Annotated in this window: 15 protein-coding genes and 1 pseudogene; 9 read left to right on the top strand and 7 right to left on the bottom strand. The window is 38.5% G+C overall.

Annotated features, from left to right (window positions below):
• Nucleotides 1–4: 4 nt before the first annotated feature.
• The 5 genes from KSMBR1_RS17450 to KSMBR1_RS17430 all read right to left on the bottom strand — a co-directional run bounded on the left by KSMBR1_RS17450 (nt 5) and on the right by KSMBR1_RS17430 (nt 4,814).
• Nucleotides 5–1,474 carry a phytoene desaturase family protein gene (locus tag KSMBR1_RS17450; RefSeq protein ID WP_099326473.1) on the bottom strand — a complete coding sequence of 490 codons (1,470 nt, stop codon included), beginning with the start codon at nt 1,472–1,474 and terminating at the stop codon, nt 5–7.
• 5 nt (nt 1,475–1,479) lie between these two features.
• Nucleotides 1,480–2,718: a beta-ketoacyl-[acyl-carrier-protein] synthase family protein gene (locus tag KSMBR1_RS17445; protein WP_099326472.1), complete on the bottom strand. Its 1,239-nt coding sequence runs from the start codon at nt 2,716–2,718 to the stop codon at nt 1,480–1,482.
• 98 nt (nt 2,719–2,816) lie between these two features.
• Entirely contained in the window at nt 2,817–4,037 is a 1,221-nt protein-coding gene (locus KSMBR1_RS17440) for a beta-ketoacyl-[acyl-carrier-protein] synthase family protein (protein ID WP_099326471.1), read from the bottom strand.
• 18 nt (nt 4,038–4,055) lie between these two features.
• Nucleotides 4,056–4,505, bottom strand: a complete 450-nt coding sequence (fabZ, locus tag KSMBR1_RS17435) for a 3-hydroxyacyl-ACP dehydratase FabZ (protein WP_099326470.1) — start codon at nt 4,503–4,505, stop codon at nt 4,056–4,058.
• 48 nt (nt 4,506–4,553) lie between these two features.
• Nucleotides 4,554–4,814, bottom strand: coding sequence for an acyl carrier protein (locus KSMBR1_RS17430; protein WP_099326469.1), 261 nt, complete (start codon nt 4,812–4,814; stop codon nt 4,554–4,556).
• Between the two features lie 429 nt (nt 4,815–5,243).
• Between KSMBR1_RS17430 and icd the strand changes: the two genes are divergently transcribed.
• The 3 genes and pseudogenes from icd to KSMBR1_RS17420 all read left to right on the top strand — a co-directional run bounded on the left by icd (nt 5,244) and on the right by KSMBR1_RS17420 (nt 8,394).
• Nucleotides 5,244–6,488: an isocitrate dehydrogenase (NADP(+)) gene (gene icd, locus KSMBR1_RS17425; RefSeq protein WP_205713392.1), complete on the top strand. Its 1,245-nt coding sequence runs from the start codon at nt 5,244–5,246 to the stop codon at nt 6,486–6,488.
• Between the two features lie 1,068 nt (nt 6,489–7,556).
• Nucleotides 7,557–7,859: pseudogene (locus KSMBR1_RS21255) on the top strand (IS1634 family transposase); the annotation flags it as partial.
• Between the two features lie 208 nt (nt 7,860–8,067).
• On the top strand, nt 8,068–8,394 hold the full coding sequence (locus tag KSMBR1_RS17420; RefSeq protein ID WP_099326468.1) for a carboxymuconolactone decarboxylase family protein: 327 nt from the start codon (nt 8,068–8,070) through the stop codon (nt 8,392–8,394).
• A gap of 242 nt (nt 8,395–8,636) precedes the next feature.
• Here the strand turns inward: KSMBR1_RS17420 and KSMBR1_RS23655 are convergent, their stop codons facing one another.
• Both KSMBR1_RS23655 and KSMBR1_RS17410 read right to left on the bottom strand, forming a co-directional pair.
• Nucleotides 8,637–8,963, bottom strand: a complete 327-nt coding sequence (locus KSMBR1_RS23655) for a transposase (RefSeq protein WP_419470082.1) — start codon at nt 8,961–8,963, stop codon at nt 8,637–8,639.
• 149 nt (nt 8,964–9,112) lie between these two features.
• Entirely contained in the window at nt 9,113–10,396 is a 1,284-nt protein-coding gene (locus KSMBR1_RS17410) for an ISAs1 family transposase (RefSeq protein ID WP_099326466.1), read from the bottom strand.
• Nucleotides 10,397–10,774: 378 nt separating this feature from the next.
• On the opposite strand from KSMBR1_RS17410, the gene KSMBR1_RS17400 reads away from it, so the two are divergent.
• From KSMBR1_RS17400 to KSMBR1_RS17375, 6 genes are all read left to right on the top strand, one after another.
• A complete protein-coding gene (locus KSMBR1_RS17400; RefSeq protein WP_099326464.1) occupies nt 10,775–12,805 on the top strand; it encodes an SIR2 family protein in 2,031 nt (676 codons plus the stop codon).
• A gap of 151 nt (nt 12,806–12,956) precedes the next feature.
• The gene (locus KSMBR1_RS17395) at nt 12,957–13,262 is read left to right on the top strand and encodes a hypothetical protein (RefSeq protein ID WP_099326463.1); all 306 of its coding nucleotides are present in this window, start codon (nt 12,957–12,959) and stop codon (nt 13,260–13,262) included.
• A gap of 409 nt (nt 13,263–13,671) precedes the next feature.
• On the top strand, nt 13,672–13,968 hold the full coding sequence (locus KSMBR1_RS17390) for a YHS domain-containing protein (RefSeq protein ID WP_099326462.1): 297 nt from the start codon (nt 13,672–13,674) through the stop codon (nt 13,966–13,968).
• A 359-nt stretch (nt 13,969–14,327) separates the two neighbouring features.
• Nucleotides 14,328–15,878, top strand: a complete 1,551-nt coding sequence (locus KSMBR1_RS17385; RefSeq protein ID WP_099326461.1) for a hypothetical protein — start codon at nt 14,328–14,330, stop codon at nt 15,876–15,878.
• 244 nt (nt 15,879–16,122) lie between these two features.
• On the top strand, nt 16,123–16,755 hold the full coding sequence (locus KSMBR1_RS17380) for a MarC family protein (protein WP_099326460.1): 633 nt from the start codon (nt 16,123–16,125) through the stop codon (nt 16,753–16,755).
• A gap of 243 nt (nt 16,756–16,998) precedes the next feature.
• Nucleotides 16,999–18,540, top strand: coding sequence for a DUF481 domain-containing protein (locus KSMBR1_RS17375; protein WP_157820700.1), 1,542 nt, complete (start codon nt 16,999–17,001; stop codon nt 18,538–18,540).
• Nucleotides 18,541–18,644 lie beyond the last annotated feature (104 nt).

Below are 18,644 nucleotides of genomic sequence, written 5' to 3'. Positions count from 1 at the left end.
ATTTTTACCTCCAATTCTTCAAAATTAAATTAGCAACACTCCATCCCGAAGAAACAACAGCACATATGCCAGGGCCAGGTCTTGTCCAATGGCCTGCCAAATAAAGGCCGCTAATTGGTGTTGTCGGCGAAAGCCTTTGTTCCCATATTTGATCAACGCTTACTGCCCAGCCATAAGCTGCCCCATTGGTATTTAATGTGTAACGCTCCAGGGTTTTAGGAGTAGCCACCTCTATTATTTCTATATGTTTTTTTATATCAGGTAAATAACTTTCTAGTCTCTCCAAAGTACTTGAAACTATATTTTGTTTGAGCAATTCCCAATCCGTCACATTTTTATAAAATTCTTCCTTCTTATACACTACTATGGAGATTATTTGTTTATTTTGAGGGGAAAGGGCCTGGCATATACTGGTTGGAACAGATATATACATCCACTCACTATCAATAGAGTCAAAATTTGAGCCGGATAAATAAAATCCTCTTTTTAAAGTATTTAAATCTATCCCTTTTCCAATTCCCAGATACAAGAGAAAAAAAGAACAGCTTTCCTTCATTCCTTCAATGTTTTTAAGGTACACCGCATCTACATCATTTTCATCATTCAACAAATGATAAAACGTCTGTCTTGCATCTATATTCGACACAACAACGCTCGAATGTATCTCTTTGTCATCATTTAATTTAACACCGTTAACGGAGGGTCCTTTCTTTAAGATTTTTTTGACTTTGGATGATAACATAACGTGTCCGCCAAAATCAATAAATTTCCTAAAAATTGCATTTGCAAACTCTTGCGTTCCGCCTTTTGGGAAAAAGGCGCCATCTTTAAGATAATTTATCATCATTTGAGACATGGCAATCGCAGATGCTTTCGACGGCGCTAAACCTACATAACCCCACTGCCCAGAAAGAACCATCTTTAACTCACTATCATCAAAAAAATGATCGAGCATCATTCCATAAGTCATGTCTTTGTATTTTTCTATAATCTGACTTTTTTCATTATGAAATGTAGCACGATAAAGCCTTATAAAGTCTTGAAAGAACCACTTAATATTGTCCTTTTCATGTGGATACCTTTTCTGTAAACGTAATAAATATTCGTCTAAGTCGGCAGGAATTTCAATGCTGAATGTTGGAAAAATCAGATTATCCATGGGATCTAAGTGGTAAAAATCCATCTCTATCCCGAGCATTTTAAAACAACGCCCAACAACACTCCATTTACCACAACCACCGATGTGATGAACAGCAGCATCAAAAAGAAATCCTTTTCTTTTAAACGAAGTACAATATCCGCCTGGAATAAAATGCTGTTCAATAAGAAGTGCCTTTTTCCCGCTTTTAGCAAGAAATGCGGCACAAATAAGGCCTGCGATACCCGCTCCAATTACAATTACATCGTAAGAAGGATATAATGTATCGATTTTCGTGGATTGAATATGTGGCTTGATAGGCTTGGTCGATGACATGAAACTTATTTAAACTTTGATACTATCAGGGAAGAGCTATTTCCTAAACGTGAGGATGAATTTATAAGGACATTTTTTACCGGAACAGTCGCCGCTCTTTCAACAACCAAACCTAGGTCGCATTCCGGATCAGGTTCCTTATAATTAATTGTCGGAGGAATAGTATGCGTGTTAAGAGACATCACCGCCGCCACTGTCTGTAAAGCCCCTGATGCGTCAAGACATTCACCTGTCATTGATTTGATAGCAGTCACTGGAATAAGTTTCGCGCGCATACCAAATACTTCTTTTAAAGCCCTTACCTCCATTGCATCGCCATATACTCCGGAATATGCATTAGCAGATATGCAGGAAATATCATGAAGCGTTAATTTTGCATCTTCTAAAGCGCTTCGGATAGCCCTTATGCTGCCGTCTGTCTGGTATTCTTTACTGGTGGACATCTTAGGATCAAAGGCTGTTCCATAACCCCTTACTTCCGCGTAAATATTTGCATTCCTCTTTAACGCATCCTCTAAAGTTTCGAGTATAACCAGCGCAGAGGCTTCTCCCAGGACCATGCCATTACGTCTCTTATCAAAAGGCGCACTAATTTCAAGGGTACCGCTATTACTCCCCGCCAAGATTTTTGAACTATGCGCTCCCCAAAAAATGTCATGGCCTAATCCATAAACTCCTCCTGCAATTACCGCCTTTACCCTTCCCATTCGCAGAAAATCAGATGCATATATAATAGCGTCAATGCTGCTCGTTACCCCGTTAGAAATTGTTGTACTTAAACCTGTTGCCTTGCAAAAAATCGACGCCCGGCTGGCAGGTGCGTTTATTACCGTATTAGGAAAGTCCATCGGATTTACATAGTTTGGACCCTCTCTAAGTGATTGAAAATCAAAAGAACTTATACTGTCAATACTGCCATAAGTAGAGCCTACAACGATGCCTAATTCATCTTCATTGTAAGTATTATTCTCAAGATTAGCATCCTTAATCGCCAGACACGTAGCCGAAGATACCAGAAGGGACGTTCTGTCGATATGGCGAATACCCTTCTTCCCCAAATAAATTTTAGGGTCAAAATCCGTGATCTCTCCTGCCTGTTTACTATTAAAATGAGTTACATCAAATAACGTTACCGGTTTAATCCCGGATACCCCGTTTATTAAATTTTGCCAAAAGTCCTCTTTCGTTTCTCCAAGAGGGGAGATGACAGATATTCCTGTAATTACAATCCTCGTATCGCCCATTTATAAACCTCTTATTTTATACGCTTCAACTTTGGAAATATCGTTCTTAAATATAATTATTTCAATTATTTTTAAAATAAATTTTCTTTACAAACATTCTAATTGGTAAATTTCTTTATTACCAGACAACTGTTATTGCCCCCAAAGGCATGAGCATTGTTCAACGCAATGTTTACCTCTTGTTTTCTCATGACATTGGGCACATAATCCAAATCACATTCAGGATCAGGCGTAACATAATTTATAGTAGGAGGAATAATGTCGTTTTGCACCGCTAAGGCGCAAGCAATTGCTTCTATAACACTGGCAGCACCCATTGTATGCCCTATCATCGATTTTATTGAACTAATTGCCAGATGTTCAGGTTTTTCTCCAAAGACCTTTTTTATTGAAATAGTTTCCGCCTTATCATTTGCAGGAGTGCCGGTACCATGAGCGCTTATGTATTGAACATCTTCAGGCCTGAGGTTTGCGCTCTTTAATGCTTTTATCATTGCAGAAATAACACCTTCGCCATCCGGATGTGGTATGGTAATATGGTAAGCATCGCAACTCAAACCGTAACCAATAATCTCAGCATAAACATTAGCGTTTCTTTTCTCCGCAGACTCCAGCGACTCCAAAACAAGCATTCCCGCACCTTCACCAACCATCATGCCCTTTCTATTTTTATCAAAAGGCTGACAAATTTCTGGCGCTATAGCACCTAAACGGGCAAAACCGGTAAAAGCCACTTTCGAAAAAGGATCAGAACCCCCCGCAACCATAACATCTACTCTTCCAAATCTAATTAAATCGTAAGCATAACCAATAGCATAATTCCCCGCTGCACACGCAGTGGGTATTATCGTATTGGGGCCTTTCAAACCAAATTCAATTGCAATGTTAGCAGGGATATTGTTACAGGGATGCATTAAAAACAAATCAGGGGCTACTTTGTCCTCCCCGTCTCTATGTCTGATATAATTTACTTTCTCTAAGATTTGTATTTCACCGGCAGTTGTCCCGACAGACACCCCCATTCGTTCCAATTCAATTTTAGACAAATCCATTTTAGCATCATCTAACGCAAGTTTCGTAGCCGCTATAGCAAATTGCGAACCCTTGCCTATCTCTTTTAAGACACCATTTTTAATATAATCTGAATAATTAAAATTCTTGACCTCGCACCCTTTGTGTACTCTGTATCCTGAAGTATCTATACATGACACTTCAGATACGCCCGATTCCCCGGCGGTAAGGGCGTTCCAAAAAACATCTTTCCCCGAACCAATGGGAGTTATCATCCCAACACCAGTTATAACGACTCGTTTATCCATATATTAATGCTATTTTAATTAAACCAACGAACTCTTTTCCACAATACCAAAAGTCAAAGCTGCTTTAGCAACGACCTTTTCCTGAACTTTCACAACAGACTGAACTATAGCACCTCTTGAAACAATCTTTTCAACAATCACTTCTATGGTAAGCTGATCACCGGGAACGACGGGTTTTGTAAATCTGGCATTATTGACTGATGCCAATAAAAAAACAGCATCTTCATCGTTTCTGGAAGGAAGACTCTTTCTGAACAAGATTATTGAAGCTTGCGCCATCGCCTCAATGATTAAAACACCAGGCATTATGGCAAAATCAGGGAAATGTCCTACAAAGACAGGTTCATTACCGGAAATGTTTTTTACGCATACGATTCTCTTGCTTTCTTCAAACTCAATCGCTCTATCAATAAATATGAAAGGATATTTTTGAGGAAGAAGAGATCGTATTTCCTCAAAAAGTATCATGTTGAATATCTCTTTCTTTCATTGCACAATGATTTTCGAATAACCAATTTACTTCCCACTCTCTGCCAAAACCGATTTTGTTAAACCAATCGTGGCGCTCAAAGAAGTAATATCTACAAGTTTTTCTTCTGGAATTTGCACTTTAAATTTTTTTTCTATAAGCGCTAAAATCTCAAGCGCCAGAAGAGAATCAATTTCAAGGTCCTGAAAAAAATTCGCATCCCTTTTCTCCCAGATCTCTTTTTCATCCAGCTCTGTAACCTCTGCAACTATTGAGGTTACACCTTTTTCAATCTCTTCGTCGTTCAACCTAGTCCTCCTTATAATATTTTCTCTGTAAAGCCCTAAAAATACCTTAATCTACTGCACACCTAAAGGTGAATCATGGTAGCAGACACAAATTACATTGTCAATAATATTATTTCCTTAATAGGTAAAAAAAGCTATCCACACATCTTATGCCCAAAATATCCAATTTATACAATATTTCTTGCAGGCACAACCCGTTAAGTCTTTATTAAAATTAAAAAAATAACTATGAATGAATATCGGGGTTGTCTCAGGGATATCAGTACCATAAAAATACAGCCACGCAAGGAACATTTAAGCAATGAACCCATAACAAGACGCCTTACTAAATTCCTGTTACTATTAAATTGAATTTATCTTCTTATGAATGTACTATAAAGCCTTTTATAAACTGCTGCAAAACTGAACAAATTTACAGGAGGGTTCGTCTTGGTAACAAAAACACAAAAACTGTCAAAGGAAGGTAGCGCTATAACAAAAGAAAAAACTCATTTGGTTGTACCGAATGATCCTATTATTCCGTTTATCAGCGGAGACGGCACAGGCCCTGATATCTGGAACGCTTCGGTACGGGTGTTTGATGCGGCAGTAAGCATTGCCTATAAAAACAAAAAAAGGGTTCACTGGTTGGAAGTACTGGCAGGAGAAAAGACCTTTAACGAATGTGGTGAATGGTTGCCCGGAGAAACCTTAAAAGCAATAAAAAAATACAAGGTAGCAATCAAGGGGCCTCTTACGACACCCGTTGGAGGTGGAATCCGAAGCCTCAATGTCACACTTCGCCAGGAACTCGATTTATATGCCTGTGTCCGTCCTGTCCGCTATTTTGAAGGTGTTCCCAGTCCTGTTAAATCACCGGAAAAATTAAACGTCATCATTTTTCGTGAAAACACCGAGGATGTTTATGCGGGTATCGAATACAAAAAAGGGTCTCCCGATGCAAAAAAACTCATCGCCTTTATAGAAAAAGAGTTCCGGGTAAAAATCAGAAAAGATTCCGGCATTGGCATTAAGCCGATAAGTGTGACAGGCACAAAGAGGTTAGTAAGGCGTGCAATTCAGTATGCCATTGATAAAAAGCTATGCAGTGTAACCCTGATGCATAAAGGCAACATCATGAAGTACACTGAGGGCGCCTTTTGTGAATGGGGATATGAAGTCGCCAGAGAAGAATTCTCTAAATCGGTAATAACTGAAGAAGAAGTACAAAAAAAATATAACGGTAAAGCACCCAAAAACAAGGTAGTGATAAAAGATAGAATTGCAGATGCAATGTTCCAGCAAGTACTCCTTCGGCCAGATGAATATAGTGTTATTGCCACTCCGAATTTAAACGGCGATTATATCTCCGATGCCTGCGCGGCACAGGTTGGCGGATTAGGCATGGCGCCGGGCGCCAATATTGGCGATAATGCGGCAATCTTCGAAGCGACACATGGTACTGCGCCAAAATATGCCGGAAAGGATATTGTTAATCCAGGCTCAGTAATTTTATCAGGAGTTATGATGTTTGAACACCTTGGATGGGATAAAGCGGCAATGTTAATTATAACGGCATTAGAAAAAACCATTCGGCAAAAAACGGTAACCTATGATTTGGAACGGCAAATGGACGGCGCTCAATTGCTGAAATGTTCAGAGTTCGCAGACAGAATAATCGCTAACATGTCATGATTTTCCCATAACCTTTTCAAGTGTTTTGATATATTTTCGTTCCTTACAAAGAGTCTTTATTCCGGTCGTATTATCAAGGCATGCGGGAGGGTTTTTTGTTTTTATTCTGTCCAATGGTTTTTGATTTTGTTTCATTCAGAGTACGGTACTACTCAGGTGTGACCATGAATCATTTGTTGTTATAAAAGTCTATAAATTCAGGACAAGAGAATTACCCTAAAGAAGTGTATATGATATAGCTGGGATTCCCTGTCTTTATTGTGGTGGATTCGCTGCCGCTTAATCCCCCCTACACAGCAGGTCTTCAGGGTCAGCATGCGTTAATCTTGCTGAAGGCGTGATAAAATGTAGATATAAGGCGGTATTTGTTAATAAATTAACCGCTTGCAGAATAAGAAGCGGCAGAAACATAAACAGGGTTGGAGTTTGCATTGAAGTGTAGGTATATTAACAACGAAACATTTAAAATGTTGGACGAAAGGGATTGGCATATTTTTGCAAAGCTTATTACGCGATGAAACGAAAAACAGACTCATTCTGCAAAGTTAACGGATCCCTCTCCCACCTCCTGTTCTCTCCTCCTTCGTCCCTCTATTTTTCATTTGCTTTCTTACACTGGCATTCATATAGTATCGGCAGGCTGTTCTTCAAAAAGTTCCACCTCTTCTGGCATCGTAACTTCTCAATAAGTTGAGGTAAACACCCCCCCTTACTTCATTAATAGGGAATACTGTGCTGTCAGCAATCGGCAATCGGCAAATTGCAGACTGTAGACTGTAGGCTGTAGACTGTAGAAACTATTATAAAAACCTCAACTTATTGAGAGGTTACCCAGCATCTAACCTTGATCGGAATTTCTATGTTCGAAAGGTTTCGGGCTGTAAGATTCAGGTTCACCATCTGCGCTAAATACCAAATACGCTTTCCCGCATATAAAGGCGCCGTATTCTGCGGCGGCTTTGGATATGCCTTTAGACTTGTAGTATGCGTAATCAAGAGCAAAGAATGCGATGAATGTCTCTTAAAGCAGAAGTGCATTTACTCCTATATCTTTGAGACCCCTCCTCAACCATTGCCCATGCGCATATAACGGTATTGGCCTATCATATGCCTGCCGGGATATTAAAGAAGCTAAGAACCGTGGGGATTCATCATACGTGGAATACGATCTGTAATATCCTTGCTACACACATAAGGGTAACAACTACCATGAACACAGAGGATGGCCACGTTATTGATGTCAGAACCTGCACAACACCCACGGAAGAGCAACACATGATTTATAATAATCTTCATATGAAACATACACCGCCAGGCAGAAAATATATAAAATCACCTATTAAAACTCAAAGATGTAGTGTAGAAAAATGAAGTACTAAAATTGCAACTTATTGGTGTTACAAAAGATATGGTTTTTACTTGTTGAACTTGGATCAATAGGATTTTTCCTTATAAAAATCAATAACAACATAACTCAATAATATTTATCATCCTTTTTTTAACAACAGTATGATAAAATACAGTACTTACCCACCGTAAATTATAATCAGTATAATTGCTTATTGAAAAGGAGTGTAGTATGGCAAAGGAAAAATTACCTAAACAGTTTCTTCAAATTAAAAAACGACATGAAAAATATTTCGATGCCGTTGAGGAGCTTGGCAAGGTTGTTAAACAGGAGGGTCCCCTGGACGAAAAGACTGCACAACTAATTCAACTTGCAACTGCTGCAACTGAACGCTCCGAGGGCGCTGTTCATAGTCATGTAAGAAGGGCACTTGAAGCAGGGGTAACACCGGAGGAGATATATCATACAATGATTCTCGTCACCAGTACCATTGGATTTCCGAACGTTGTTGCTGCATTAAGCTGGGCAGACGATATTATACAAAATAAAAAAGGATAATTCAGAGATAATTCAAGGGACACCATACTTAATTCACGGCAACGTCAAAGTCACCCTACGAAAGACGCGGATCAAGAATTTGTGCCAAAAGCTCCCGTCAATAAGTGGAGAAGAAAGTAAAAAACGATAGAATTCCCATATAAATCTGCAGAAATGAGCAAAACAAGCAAAATGTAACGGGAGTATCCCTGTGGTAACGAAAGAGATAGTAAAAAAATAAAGGCTTTTTTTTGTTCTCTACATTACAAGCGAAGCATTTGAAGTGCAAGAAAAGGTCTTGCCGCAAAATTTCTGAGCGTCTTTGCAATATTTGGTACATTGAGAAAATGAAACAGCCCAACCACAAGGTTCTTCAAAGAAGCCATTGCCCTTGGGGCATTTTGTGTGCGTATTTGAGAATGGTCTTCACGGAAGGAGGTATCACGCACATAATGAAGTCCATTTTCTATTGACCAGTGTCCGCGGGAAAACTTAAGAATGGTTTTGGGACTTGCTTTTTGTTGTGTCAGGCTGGTAATACCGTAAACAATTTCCTCGGTCTTTTTGCCGGTCTTGACTTTTGTAAATATTCTATGAATGCAAAATACCTGCTTAACGTAGGGGAAATCAAGTTATTCGTTTAATTCGGTGCTGGTCCAAATCCTGCGGATTTCAATGCGGCCATGGCCTTTTTCAATTGTTTCGTGCTGAGGGGGGGAAAAGAACTGAGATTCAGTTCCTAGATGGCTTGTTTTATGGTTTTTTGATTATCTTTCACCGTGAATATATATTCTGCCTTTTTGTCTTCTACCAGATAACGGGCGGTTTCCTTTTGCGCATGTAAGGCATCGAAAGTAACGACACGGTCTTTTATGTCTAAATCATCAAACAATACCGGAACCATCGGTATTTCGTTTGTTTTGCGGTCTACCTGAGTTTGTGCGAGAACTATACCCTGTTTATGAAGAAAAGCGGCAAGCAAATGTACCTGTTTGCCGTCAGGCTGTCTTGCACCGCAAAGGGTTTTCCCGTCAACCGCAATGGGCAGGCTTTTATCACCTACAGATTGAAACCAACGCGAGAGGACTTTATCAACTGCTTCTGCATCCACCTGCTGTAAGAAACGCCTGATGGTAGGTTCACTCGGTGGTTCGTATCGTTTCGTTTTTGTATTATAACGGCAGGAGAGACGTTTTAGCATATTTTGCGGACAACGCTTTGCCCACTCTGCAATGGCGGCAAAGCTCCAGGCATTGCAGATGATAGCACAGATAGAAATTGCCAGGATAGAACGTTTCCTGTGGCGAACGCCTCTGGGCATGCGATGTTCAGGGATTTGCTGCAATAATTCGTCAAGAAATTCCGCATCTTTTAAAGATAATTTCATAGGCTTTGTCTCCTTTCTTAATTGTATGGTAAGATTAAGGTTGTTAAGTTGTTTTTGGACTTGTGCTTTCAATGAGCGAACAAAGACCATCTTTGGCTTATTGTGCAGAAGATAGCCTTGTGATGATCTGGCAAAACCGGTTGAATGTCCTAAAAAAATCCATCCTGCGGCCTTATAGCAGACGCCTTTAAAAAAACGAGGATCGACAAAGGTCTCCACAAGCCAGATTGGATGCCCATAGACCTTAGTCCAGTCTTGTGATAAGCGCTTAAGGTTAAGAGAAAGAATACGGGAGGCAAGGTTTGGTACGTGTATCTGAGGAAGGATCAGGAAACGTGAGTTGTTTGCTATGAGTTTCAGTCGTTGCGATTTTAAAAATGGCGGCCATCCAATCCACTTATCGCGAACGGTACATTTTAATGCTGCGGCAGCCCAGCCGATCAAGGCAAGCCATTGTCCCTGTGATTCCGCTACGTAGCGAATTGATTCTCCTACGAGAGAACGAAATCCAAGGTAATGATGCTGGCGCATCAGTGTGTCCCAATTTGCCTGGTCGTTTTGTGAAACAGGACGAACGGTAATTGAATGAAGTAGTTCGTTGTGTGTGTTATCGATTGGTGTTGTATGCTGGTTCATGCCCTATAATATAAAATATTTTAGGGGGAATGTCCACGTTTTTTTACATATCTTTGTATTTTATGTGCTTATGGAAAACTTTGACAGCGTCATGGTTGTTCGATGTGCGTGCTAATTTCGTGCTAAAATCAATCAAAAATGATAGAATTGATGTATGCCAACAATATCTTAATTTTCAAGGAAAAGCGGGAAACCAGCCCAATATCAATGACTTAAGAACTTTTAATATTTCATATTTACAAATTCAAACAGATACAAATGCTATAGAAGTAAATATCAATATAATTTGGTATATTTTAATTGTTAATTAAAATATTTATTGCTAATTCTACTTTTATTTTTTTGTTTAAAAATATTTCTTGAGGAGCTATTTTAAATTTGACATATGCAATAGAATTAAACTCATTCAATAAACTAAGAAATGAGCTTGGTGATTCTTTTGTCATTTTTTGTGGTTGCGGAATTTCTTTGTTAGGAAATGGGATTGAAAAAAATTTTCTACCATCAGTTTCTGACTTTTCAAAGCACTTCTTTTATAATTTAAAACTATTTTTAGAATTAGAAGATGCAGAAAAATCACCTTCATACTATGATAGATTGTTAGCCAAGTACTCGTATGAATTAGCGGAAGGAGTATATGTTTCTCTTCGTATAAATACTAAATTCGAAGATCTTTTATATCGTATTCAAGTTTCCTTTATTTCAAAAGACGTTGGTTCTCCAGATTCCTCTATTAATGCGTTTGAACAACCATCGAAAGAAAAGCCAAGTGTTATTGATTCTTTAATAAGAGCTGTATTTAAATGCAAAGAAAAACAATTTAACTCAAACCATTCGGCGATTAGCTTTCTACTTGAGAAAAAGAAGGCAAGCGCTGTTATTACAACTAATTTTGATAATGCCATTGAATTGTGTAACAATAGCATCCGATTATTAATTCATTCTCAACCATTAAATAATTTAGAAAACGAACCATACATACTTAAGCTTCATGGAGATGTTTTTCAGGGTAAGATCAAAGCAACTTCTCCTGCTTTAATAAAAGGAAAATATCTTGAAGAGTACAACTATATCGAAAAACTGCTTAATAATAAAGTAGTTCTTGTCGTCGGCTACAGTGGATATGGCGATATTGATATTTCGCCTCACTTAAGAAACTTAAATAATACTTGTGCGAAATTAATCTGGGTTGTAAAAAAAGGTGAGAGACCACCAGATTTCACTAAATATTGGATTAGAACTAATCTTACATCTGAAGATACAAAAGATAATTGGTTACTCAAATTAGGTGCTGAATATGGATGGAAACGTAGCACAAATTCCCAAAATCCTGAGTGGGAAAAAAACTTTAAAGATTGGTTCAGTGAAATTTCTTTAGAAAATCTTAGAAACTCTACTTATATTATGTTTGATAAAGGGCCAGGGGTTATTGCAGGATGGCCTTCCTTGCATATTCAATATATACGCGAATTATCCTATAATAGTAGTAAAAATACTATAACAAAACTTACGCCACTACTATATTGGGATATAGCAAATGCTCTTTTAAGTGTATCTGCCTATTGCTCTGCAATGCAATATTTAGAAAAAATTAACGTAAACGACAATCTTAACAATGAGTCCTCAAAAATCACTTGTCTAAAAGGCTTTACTTATTGGCGCCTTGGAAAATTGGACGATGCAATAAAAACTCTAGAACCAATTGTTCTTGATCCTCCATTGCTACTTGACAGAAGAGAATTGGCAATTATAACACGCCTTTATCTTGAGATAGCACGTGATATAATACGAAGCAATACTCCTCATTGCAAACGCTTGAAAAAAGAACACGTTATTGAGAAACAAACCAATTTTGAAAAAATATTTAGCGATTTCTCTCGCCTTAGTTCTGAATCTGCTGAATATGATTCCTTCGAAGATGGGTTTTTGAGTGAAATTATTATTTTAGACATTGAACGATTGCAAGGCAAAAAAATAGCTGTTAACAAAATACAAGAAGTCTATAAACAAGCATGTTATTGTCAAAGCTGGAACGCCGCTGATGCGGCAGCTCGTGTTCTAATTTCTGTTGATTTTTTTTCAGGTATAAAAGCACTTATAAATACTAACCGCACTTATATACGTCAACGCCACTATAAAAGAATTCGAAAGGGAATTGCTGCTTTTTTCTATAAATGTTTCAAGCGCCCTTACATTCTTGATCTTCTGGATGGTTCTGCCGGTGCGAAACTTGGTGTATGTATCCGCGAATTAAGATGTAAGAGAAAATTGCGGCAATGGGAGCATTTTTATAAAGAAAAGAAAATTATTTGTGCGGCGGATGGGTTTGTCAAGACCATTTATTGCTGTTTTGTAGATGCATTGCTTTGTTTAATTAAAAAAATCAAAAAATATCTAAACCATGAATAGATATTTTTTAATCCTATACATCTCCTTTGGCCTGTGTCTTGATGGAAAATTAATTTCTTTATTTATTTATTTTATAATGGACGGGCTTTTTCAGACCAGTAGTTAAGATGCTTTTTTGGTAAGATAGGTAATGGAAAGGGAGGTCTGAAAAATGAGAAAGAGTTTTGATGCAGAATACATGGCAAAGGTGGCATTGGATGCAATCAGGGAGGAAAAGACGCTGGCAGAATTGTCATCACAGTACGAAGTCCATAAGACACAAATAGCAAAGTGGCGGAAACGAGCGATAGAAGGATTAGGAGGGATATTTCAGGGAAAGGAGGCGAAGACTATCGGAGAAAAGAAGAAGGTAATAGATGAGTTGTACCGGCAAATAGGGCAATTGAAGGTGGAGAACGAATGGCTTAAAAAAAAGCTAGACAGATTGAGCGTTGATGAAAAAAACAAGACGGTTTAACATAAGGCCTCGCCGAAGCGGACATTCTCTCGTTCTCAAGCTCCACAGACTGGGGCAAATGAAACTTTGTTGCCTCAAAAGGGAGAAATGCTTGTTGTGAAATAGGATAAAATTGCACATTTGACCCAGTCTGTTCTGTTTGGGAACGAGTGGTGCTTCGATAGTTTAATAGATTACGCTGAATAGTTACCAGTTAAACAGGATCACCTGTTGAATAATGTCCGCCGGGTAAATAATAAATGCGTATTTATCTTTTATTCGGTATTATTGTTTTTTATAATCGATGAGCGTGAAACGGAATACGAAAATAGATAGACCTTGTTGTTTACAATTTTCTTTATTTCGAAAGGAGGCATTGCTGTATTATTTTAGATTATAAATCAAGTATATTTCTCAAGGAGATTTATTTATGAAAAAATATTTCTACATAAACAGGACAACCATCTTTTTTATTACTTGCATTAGCATCTTTTGCGTAAGCGCTGCTTCCTGGGCAAGCTGTGGAGTATGCGGCAGTGATGCCAGCCGTCCGCCACATAAGCACGAAATAAAAGAAGAAGGGCAGGAAGGGGTTGCAAAAGATCCCATTTGCGGAATGGAAGTTAAGGATTTGAAAAATTCCCCTTCAGCAGAATTCAAAGGGGAGGTATATTACTTCTGTTCAGAACAGTGTAAGAAAGTTTTTAACGAGAGAACCGGACAGTAATACATTCTCTCATTTTTACCCTGTTTGAATCATCTCCAAATTGATTCATCGTCATGTATGACCAACAAAAACAGGCTGGATATAATATCCAGCCTGTTTTTGTTTATCCTATCGGGTAACTATTCAGCGTAAACATTACACCTCACCTTCATTTACTTTTAACGTTGCATTTTCTCAATATGGTATTTATAATATCCACTCATATCAATAAACATCTCTATTGGGATAGCGTGCTTTTTTCTTTCTTTGTCACACACCAAATAACTCATAAATATTACCCCGCTCTTAAATCAAAAAACGGGTAATTTACTTTATCTCTACCGCAAAATATTTTTAAAAGAAGATCAGGAGAAAGGCGCATGAACGGAATTACGTGCAGAAATATTTTTTTGTATAGTATTGTTTTAATTTGTGTTTCATTTATTTCGGCTATTGCCCCAACAAACAATACAATTGCCTCTGATTGTAAGCCCAAGTCTATGCAAACTAACCCGGAAAAGACACTTACCATCAAAAAAGGCAAGAGCGGCAATGTCATTCTAAGGTTAAAATGCAAGGACGACAGCCCGGCTTCCGGTGTTGCCATAGAGACGAAAGTATTAAAAGGCAACAAAAACATATCCTTTTCTCCAAAAAGTGCGGTAACAGACGAAAATGGCAAAGCCGTGTTTACTATCACGGGAGATAAGAAGACAGAAACGGAAAATGCCGAAATCAAATTCAAGGCAGACAAACTTAGCACTACGCTAGAGATAAAGGTTCAGGCTGAAGAATGCAAGTTGGATACTATAAAGACAAATCCTGAGAACAAAGTAACACTTTTCGTAGGGCAAAGCAGCGATATAACCGTCAGGTTAAAATGCAACAATGGAAGTCCCGCGGTTGATGTTAAAGTGGATGCCATCATACAGAAGGGCAGTAATAGCATAAAACTTTCCTCTTCCAGCGCATTAACCGATGAAAGCGGCAAAGCCGTCTTTACCGTTTCCGGTATAAGTAAAACGAAGAAAGATGCACCTACCATCAAATTTTCCGCAGATGATATTAAAACAATTCTCGAGGTAAAGGTTAAAACAGAAGCAGAAAAAGACACAGAAGCCGGTTCTGAAGAAGAAACCGTTGCCGCTTCCCTGGTGAAAGAAGAAGGTGAGGAGTCATCTAACGAAGAAATAGTTGATGAATCCATATCCACTGATGAAGTTGAAGTTGAGGGCACTTCTCTAACGGAAGAGAAAACCTCCGCAGACACCGCTAAAACAACATCAGCAGAGGAAACTACAGAAATAACAACTCCATGCAAACCAAAAACAGTAATAACGCTTCCCGATAAAAAATTAACCCTGGAAAAAGGCAAAAATGCCAGCATTACCGTTAAAGTAAAGTGCAAGGACGATAGTCCGGCAGAGGGCGTTAAACTAGAAGCCGAGGTAATAAAAGGCAAGAAATATATAACGCTTACTCCCAAAAGCGCTGAAACAGATAAAAATGGAAAGGCAGTTTTTGCTGTGTCCGGTGATATGAAAACCGATACAGAGCCAGCAGAAATTAAATTCAAGGCTGAAAAACTCAGCGCTAAACTAGAGGTAAAGGTTCAGGCAGAGGCATGCAGTCTTGGCAGTTTAACAACAAATCCTGATAAAAAGCTTAAACTCAAAGAAGGAGAAAGCAGCGAAGTAACAGTCAAGGCAAAATGTAAAAACGGAAGCCCCGCAGTGGACGCTAAGATTGATGCAATTGTCCAAAAGGATGGCAACAAGGTAAAGATTTCATCTACTGCAATTTTGACAGATGAAGCAGGTAAGGCAGTATTTACAGTAACAGGCGCAAGGAAAACATCAAAAAAAGACAATATTAGCATAAAGTTTTCCTCTGGCGATTTACAATCAATACTTGACGTTAATGTTGACTAGAAAGAAACTTACGAGACGGTTACGGGTTGGTAAGCAACATTCGTTAGACAATTATTTTTACACAAAAAAAGCATGGACAATTCAATACTGTCCATGCTTTTTTCTTTGATTATAGTCTGATATTCTAAATCTTTTTCTATGAGGTGATTTTTGTATTCCCCTGTTTGAGAGGGGCTGGATCATTCTCTTGTTTAGAGAAGGGGTCAAAACTATTACAAAAGAAGTTTTTACAGGGTAATACTCTATGGAACATTGGACGGAATACACGCGATTTTTGACAGCCCTCATGGTAATACTGGACCCTTTTGCGGCTATTCCCATATTTTTAAGCCTAACGCAGGGATACAGCCAATCACAAAGAGCACGGGTCGTGCTTGTTACCATAATAACGGTAGCACTTGTCCTCATTTCCTCTGCCATTAGCGGTGAATCATTATTAAAGACTTTTGGCACAAGCCTTGCCTCTTTTAGAGTCGGTGGCGGCATTGTATTGTTTATAATGGCATTGGCAATGCTAAGAGCGCAGGCCGATAAAGTGAAAACAAGCCCCACTGAAGAGGCAGCGGCAGAGAACAAGGCGACAATTGCCGTCGTTCCCCTTGCCATTCCGCTGCTAGCCGGTCCCGGCTCGATAAGTACTGTTATAATAGAAATGCACCGTTCTTCCGCCACTTATCACGGGGCGCTGGTCATACTATGTATTCTTATCACCTGCATACTGCTCTGGATAGTTCTTCGCCTTGCAAGCCCTATAGGCAGGGCATTAGGCCCGATAGGACGCAATATCCTTAATCGTTTATTTGGTTTGATTCTAACCGCAATCGCAATAGAAATTATAGCAAACGGGCTGCGTGAATTATTCCCTTCGCTCGCATAATTTCAGTTTTACAGTGTAGGGGTGAGGCATTTACCAGTTGGGGTATGCACTTATTTATGACAATTTATAGTAATTGCTTAGCCCCTACGCTGTGCGGCAAACATCGCTATTATTGGAATTTTTCAAAAAATAAATTGTTACTTTTTATCGATTCTGCAAATGCAATCAATAATGAAGTTTTCTTTCACTGTAATAATTTTGCTTATAAGTGTTTGTTCCGCTGCATATGGAGATTCTTTATTTTTGAAGAATGCCGACAAAAGCATCGATATTGAAATTGTCGGTTTTGAGGGAAATTATGTAACCGCAGAGCTGTCAGAAAGCGATCTTAAATCTTTAATAATGCAGTTTCCCGACGATACTTACTCCTCCGGTCATGTTTCCTTAAAGGTTGATGATATAACCATTCCATGTAAAGTGGACGCCTATGCAAATAACAAACTAATACTCTCTATTCCGGCAGATACGATTTCTTCACTTCATATGGCATTTAATAATTCTCATAGTAAAAATGCGCATGGTTTTACTGAAAATGAATATGGAGTTTACGCTCCCGATGATGATGAAGACATTGACGTAATAAAGACCCGCAGGCACATCAAATCTGCAAATACAAAAATACACATGCAAAACAAGCTGCGCACCTCAACATCTCAGACGCTTTCAGATGAATTGATAACAGTTGATGGGATATACATAAAAGGGAAACTTATCAAAATTACCGATAATTCCATTACCTTTCTGCAGGACGGAGAAAATATCTGTACTATCCGATTAGAGAACGTCAGTGTTTTTTCCAGCAATAACGAAATTATAAAAGTCTATTATCATGAAAACAAACCCACTCAGTTCTCGATTCTTAAACCTGTAAACGGTGAATATGTATCCATCAAAAAAATAAACGTTTATGCTTTTAAACTATTAGATGCCACTCATACCCTTGATGAAATAATAACCGCACAAAAAGAACCATCTTCATATTTAATACCCAAACAGGCAATACCATCAGATACGCATACATCCGAAAAGGAAGGTGACGCCGTACCTCCAATTGCCGGGGATAAGGATGAAACCGTTACACTGGCGGTAGATGAGTCCAAAAAAGATTCTTCTCCTCAAAAAACATGGAAAGGGAGCGTTGAGTCCGGCATTAACATTAAAACAGGAAATACGGAAGCCACAACAACGCACCTGAAAATTGGATATTCAAACGAAAGGAAATGCGACAAAATATTTTTCGATATGCTTGCCATTTTTGAAACAAAGAAGAACCAAAGTACCGGTGGGTCTGAAGAAACCGCCAATGAGCAAAAGGTGACATTGAAATACGAATATAACACCTCTTTCAAAGTATATCTGTTTTTGCAGGAATATTTTGAACATGATGAACTTGAAAATTTAAATTACAGAACGATTTCCTCTTTTGGGCCTGGGTATCGTTTATTTAGTAGTGAAAAAATTAAATATCGGATTGAAGGAGGCCCTGCATTTACCCATGAAAGATATCACGGAGGTATCACGGAAAACAATTTCGGTTTACGGTTTGGGCATTATTTAGACTGGCATATGCTGAGTTCTACAAAGTTATTTGCAAAAAATGAATACAACACAAGTGTTGAAGATCAGGAAGATTGGCGGTTAGATTCAAGTTTAGGGATAAAGCATGATTTGATGAAGGCTTTGTCACTAAGCACGGTATTAATAAACCAGTATGATAATACCCCTTCCGGGGCTAATAAAAAAGATGATACCACTCTTATTGGAAGCATTGGATACAACTTTTAGAAACATCATTAATACTACGCTTGAACTGCGCTAAAAACAATCCTCAGTCCTCAATCGGCAATCTGCAATTTGCCGACTGTAGACTGTAGATTGCCAACTGCCAA

The organism is Candidatus Kuenenia stuttgartiensis, from assembly GCF_900232105.1.
Lineage (GTDB): Bacteria > Planctomycetota > Brocadiia > Brocadiales > Brocadiaceae > Kuenenia > Kuenenia stuttgartiensis_A.
Note: the sequence above shows the minus strand (reverse complement) of the source record. Positions and strands in the feature narration are given on the sequence as shown.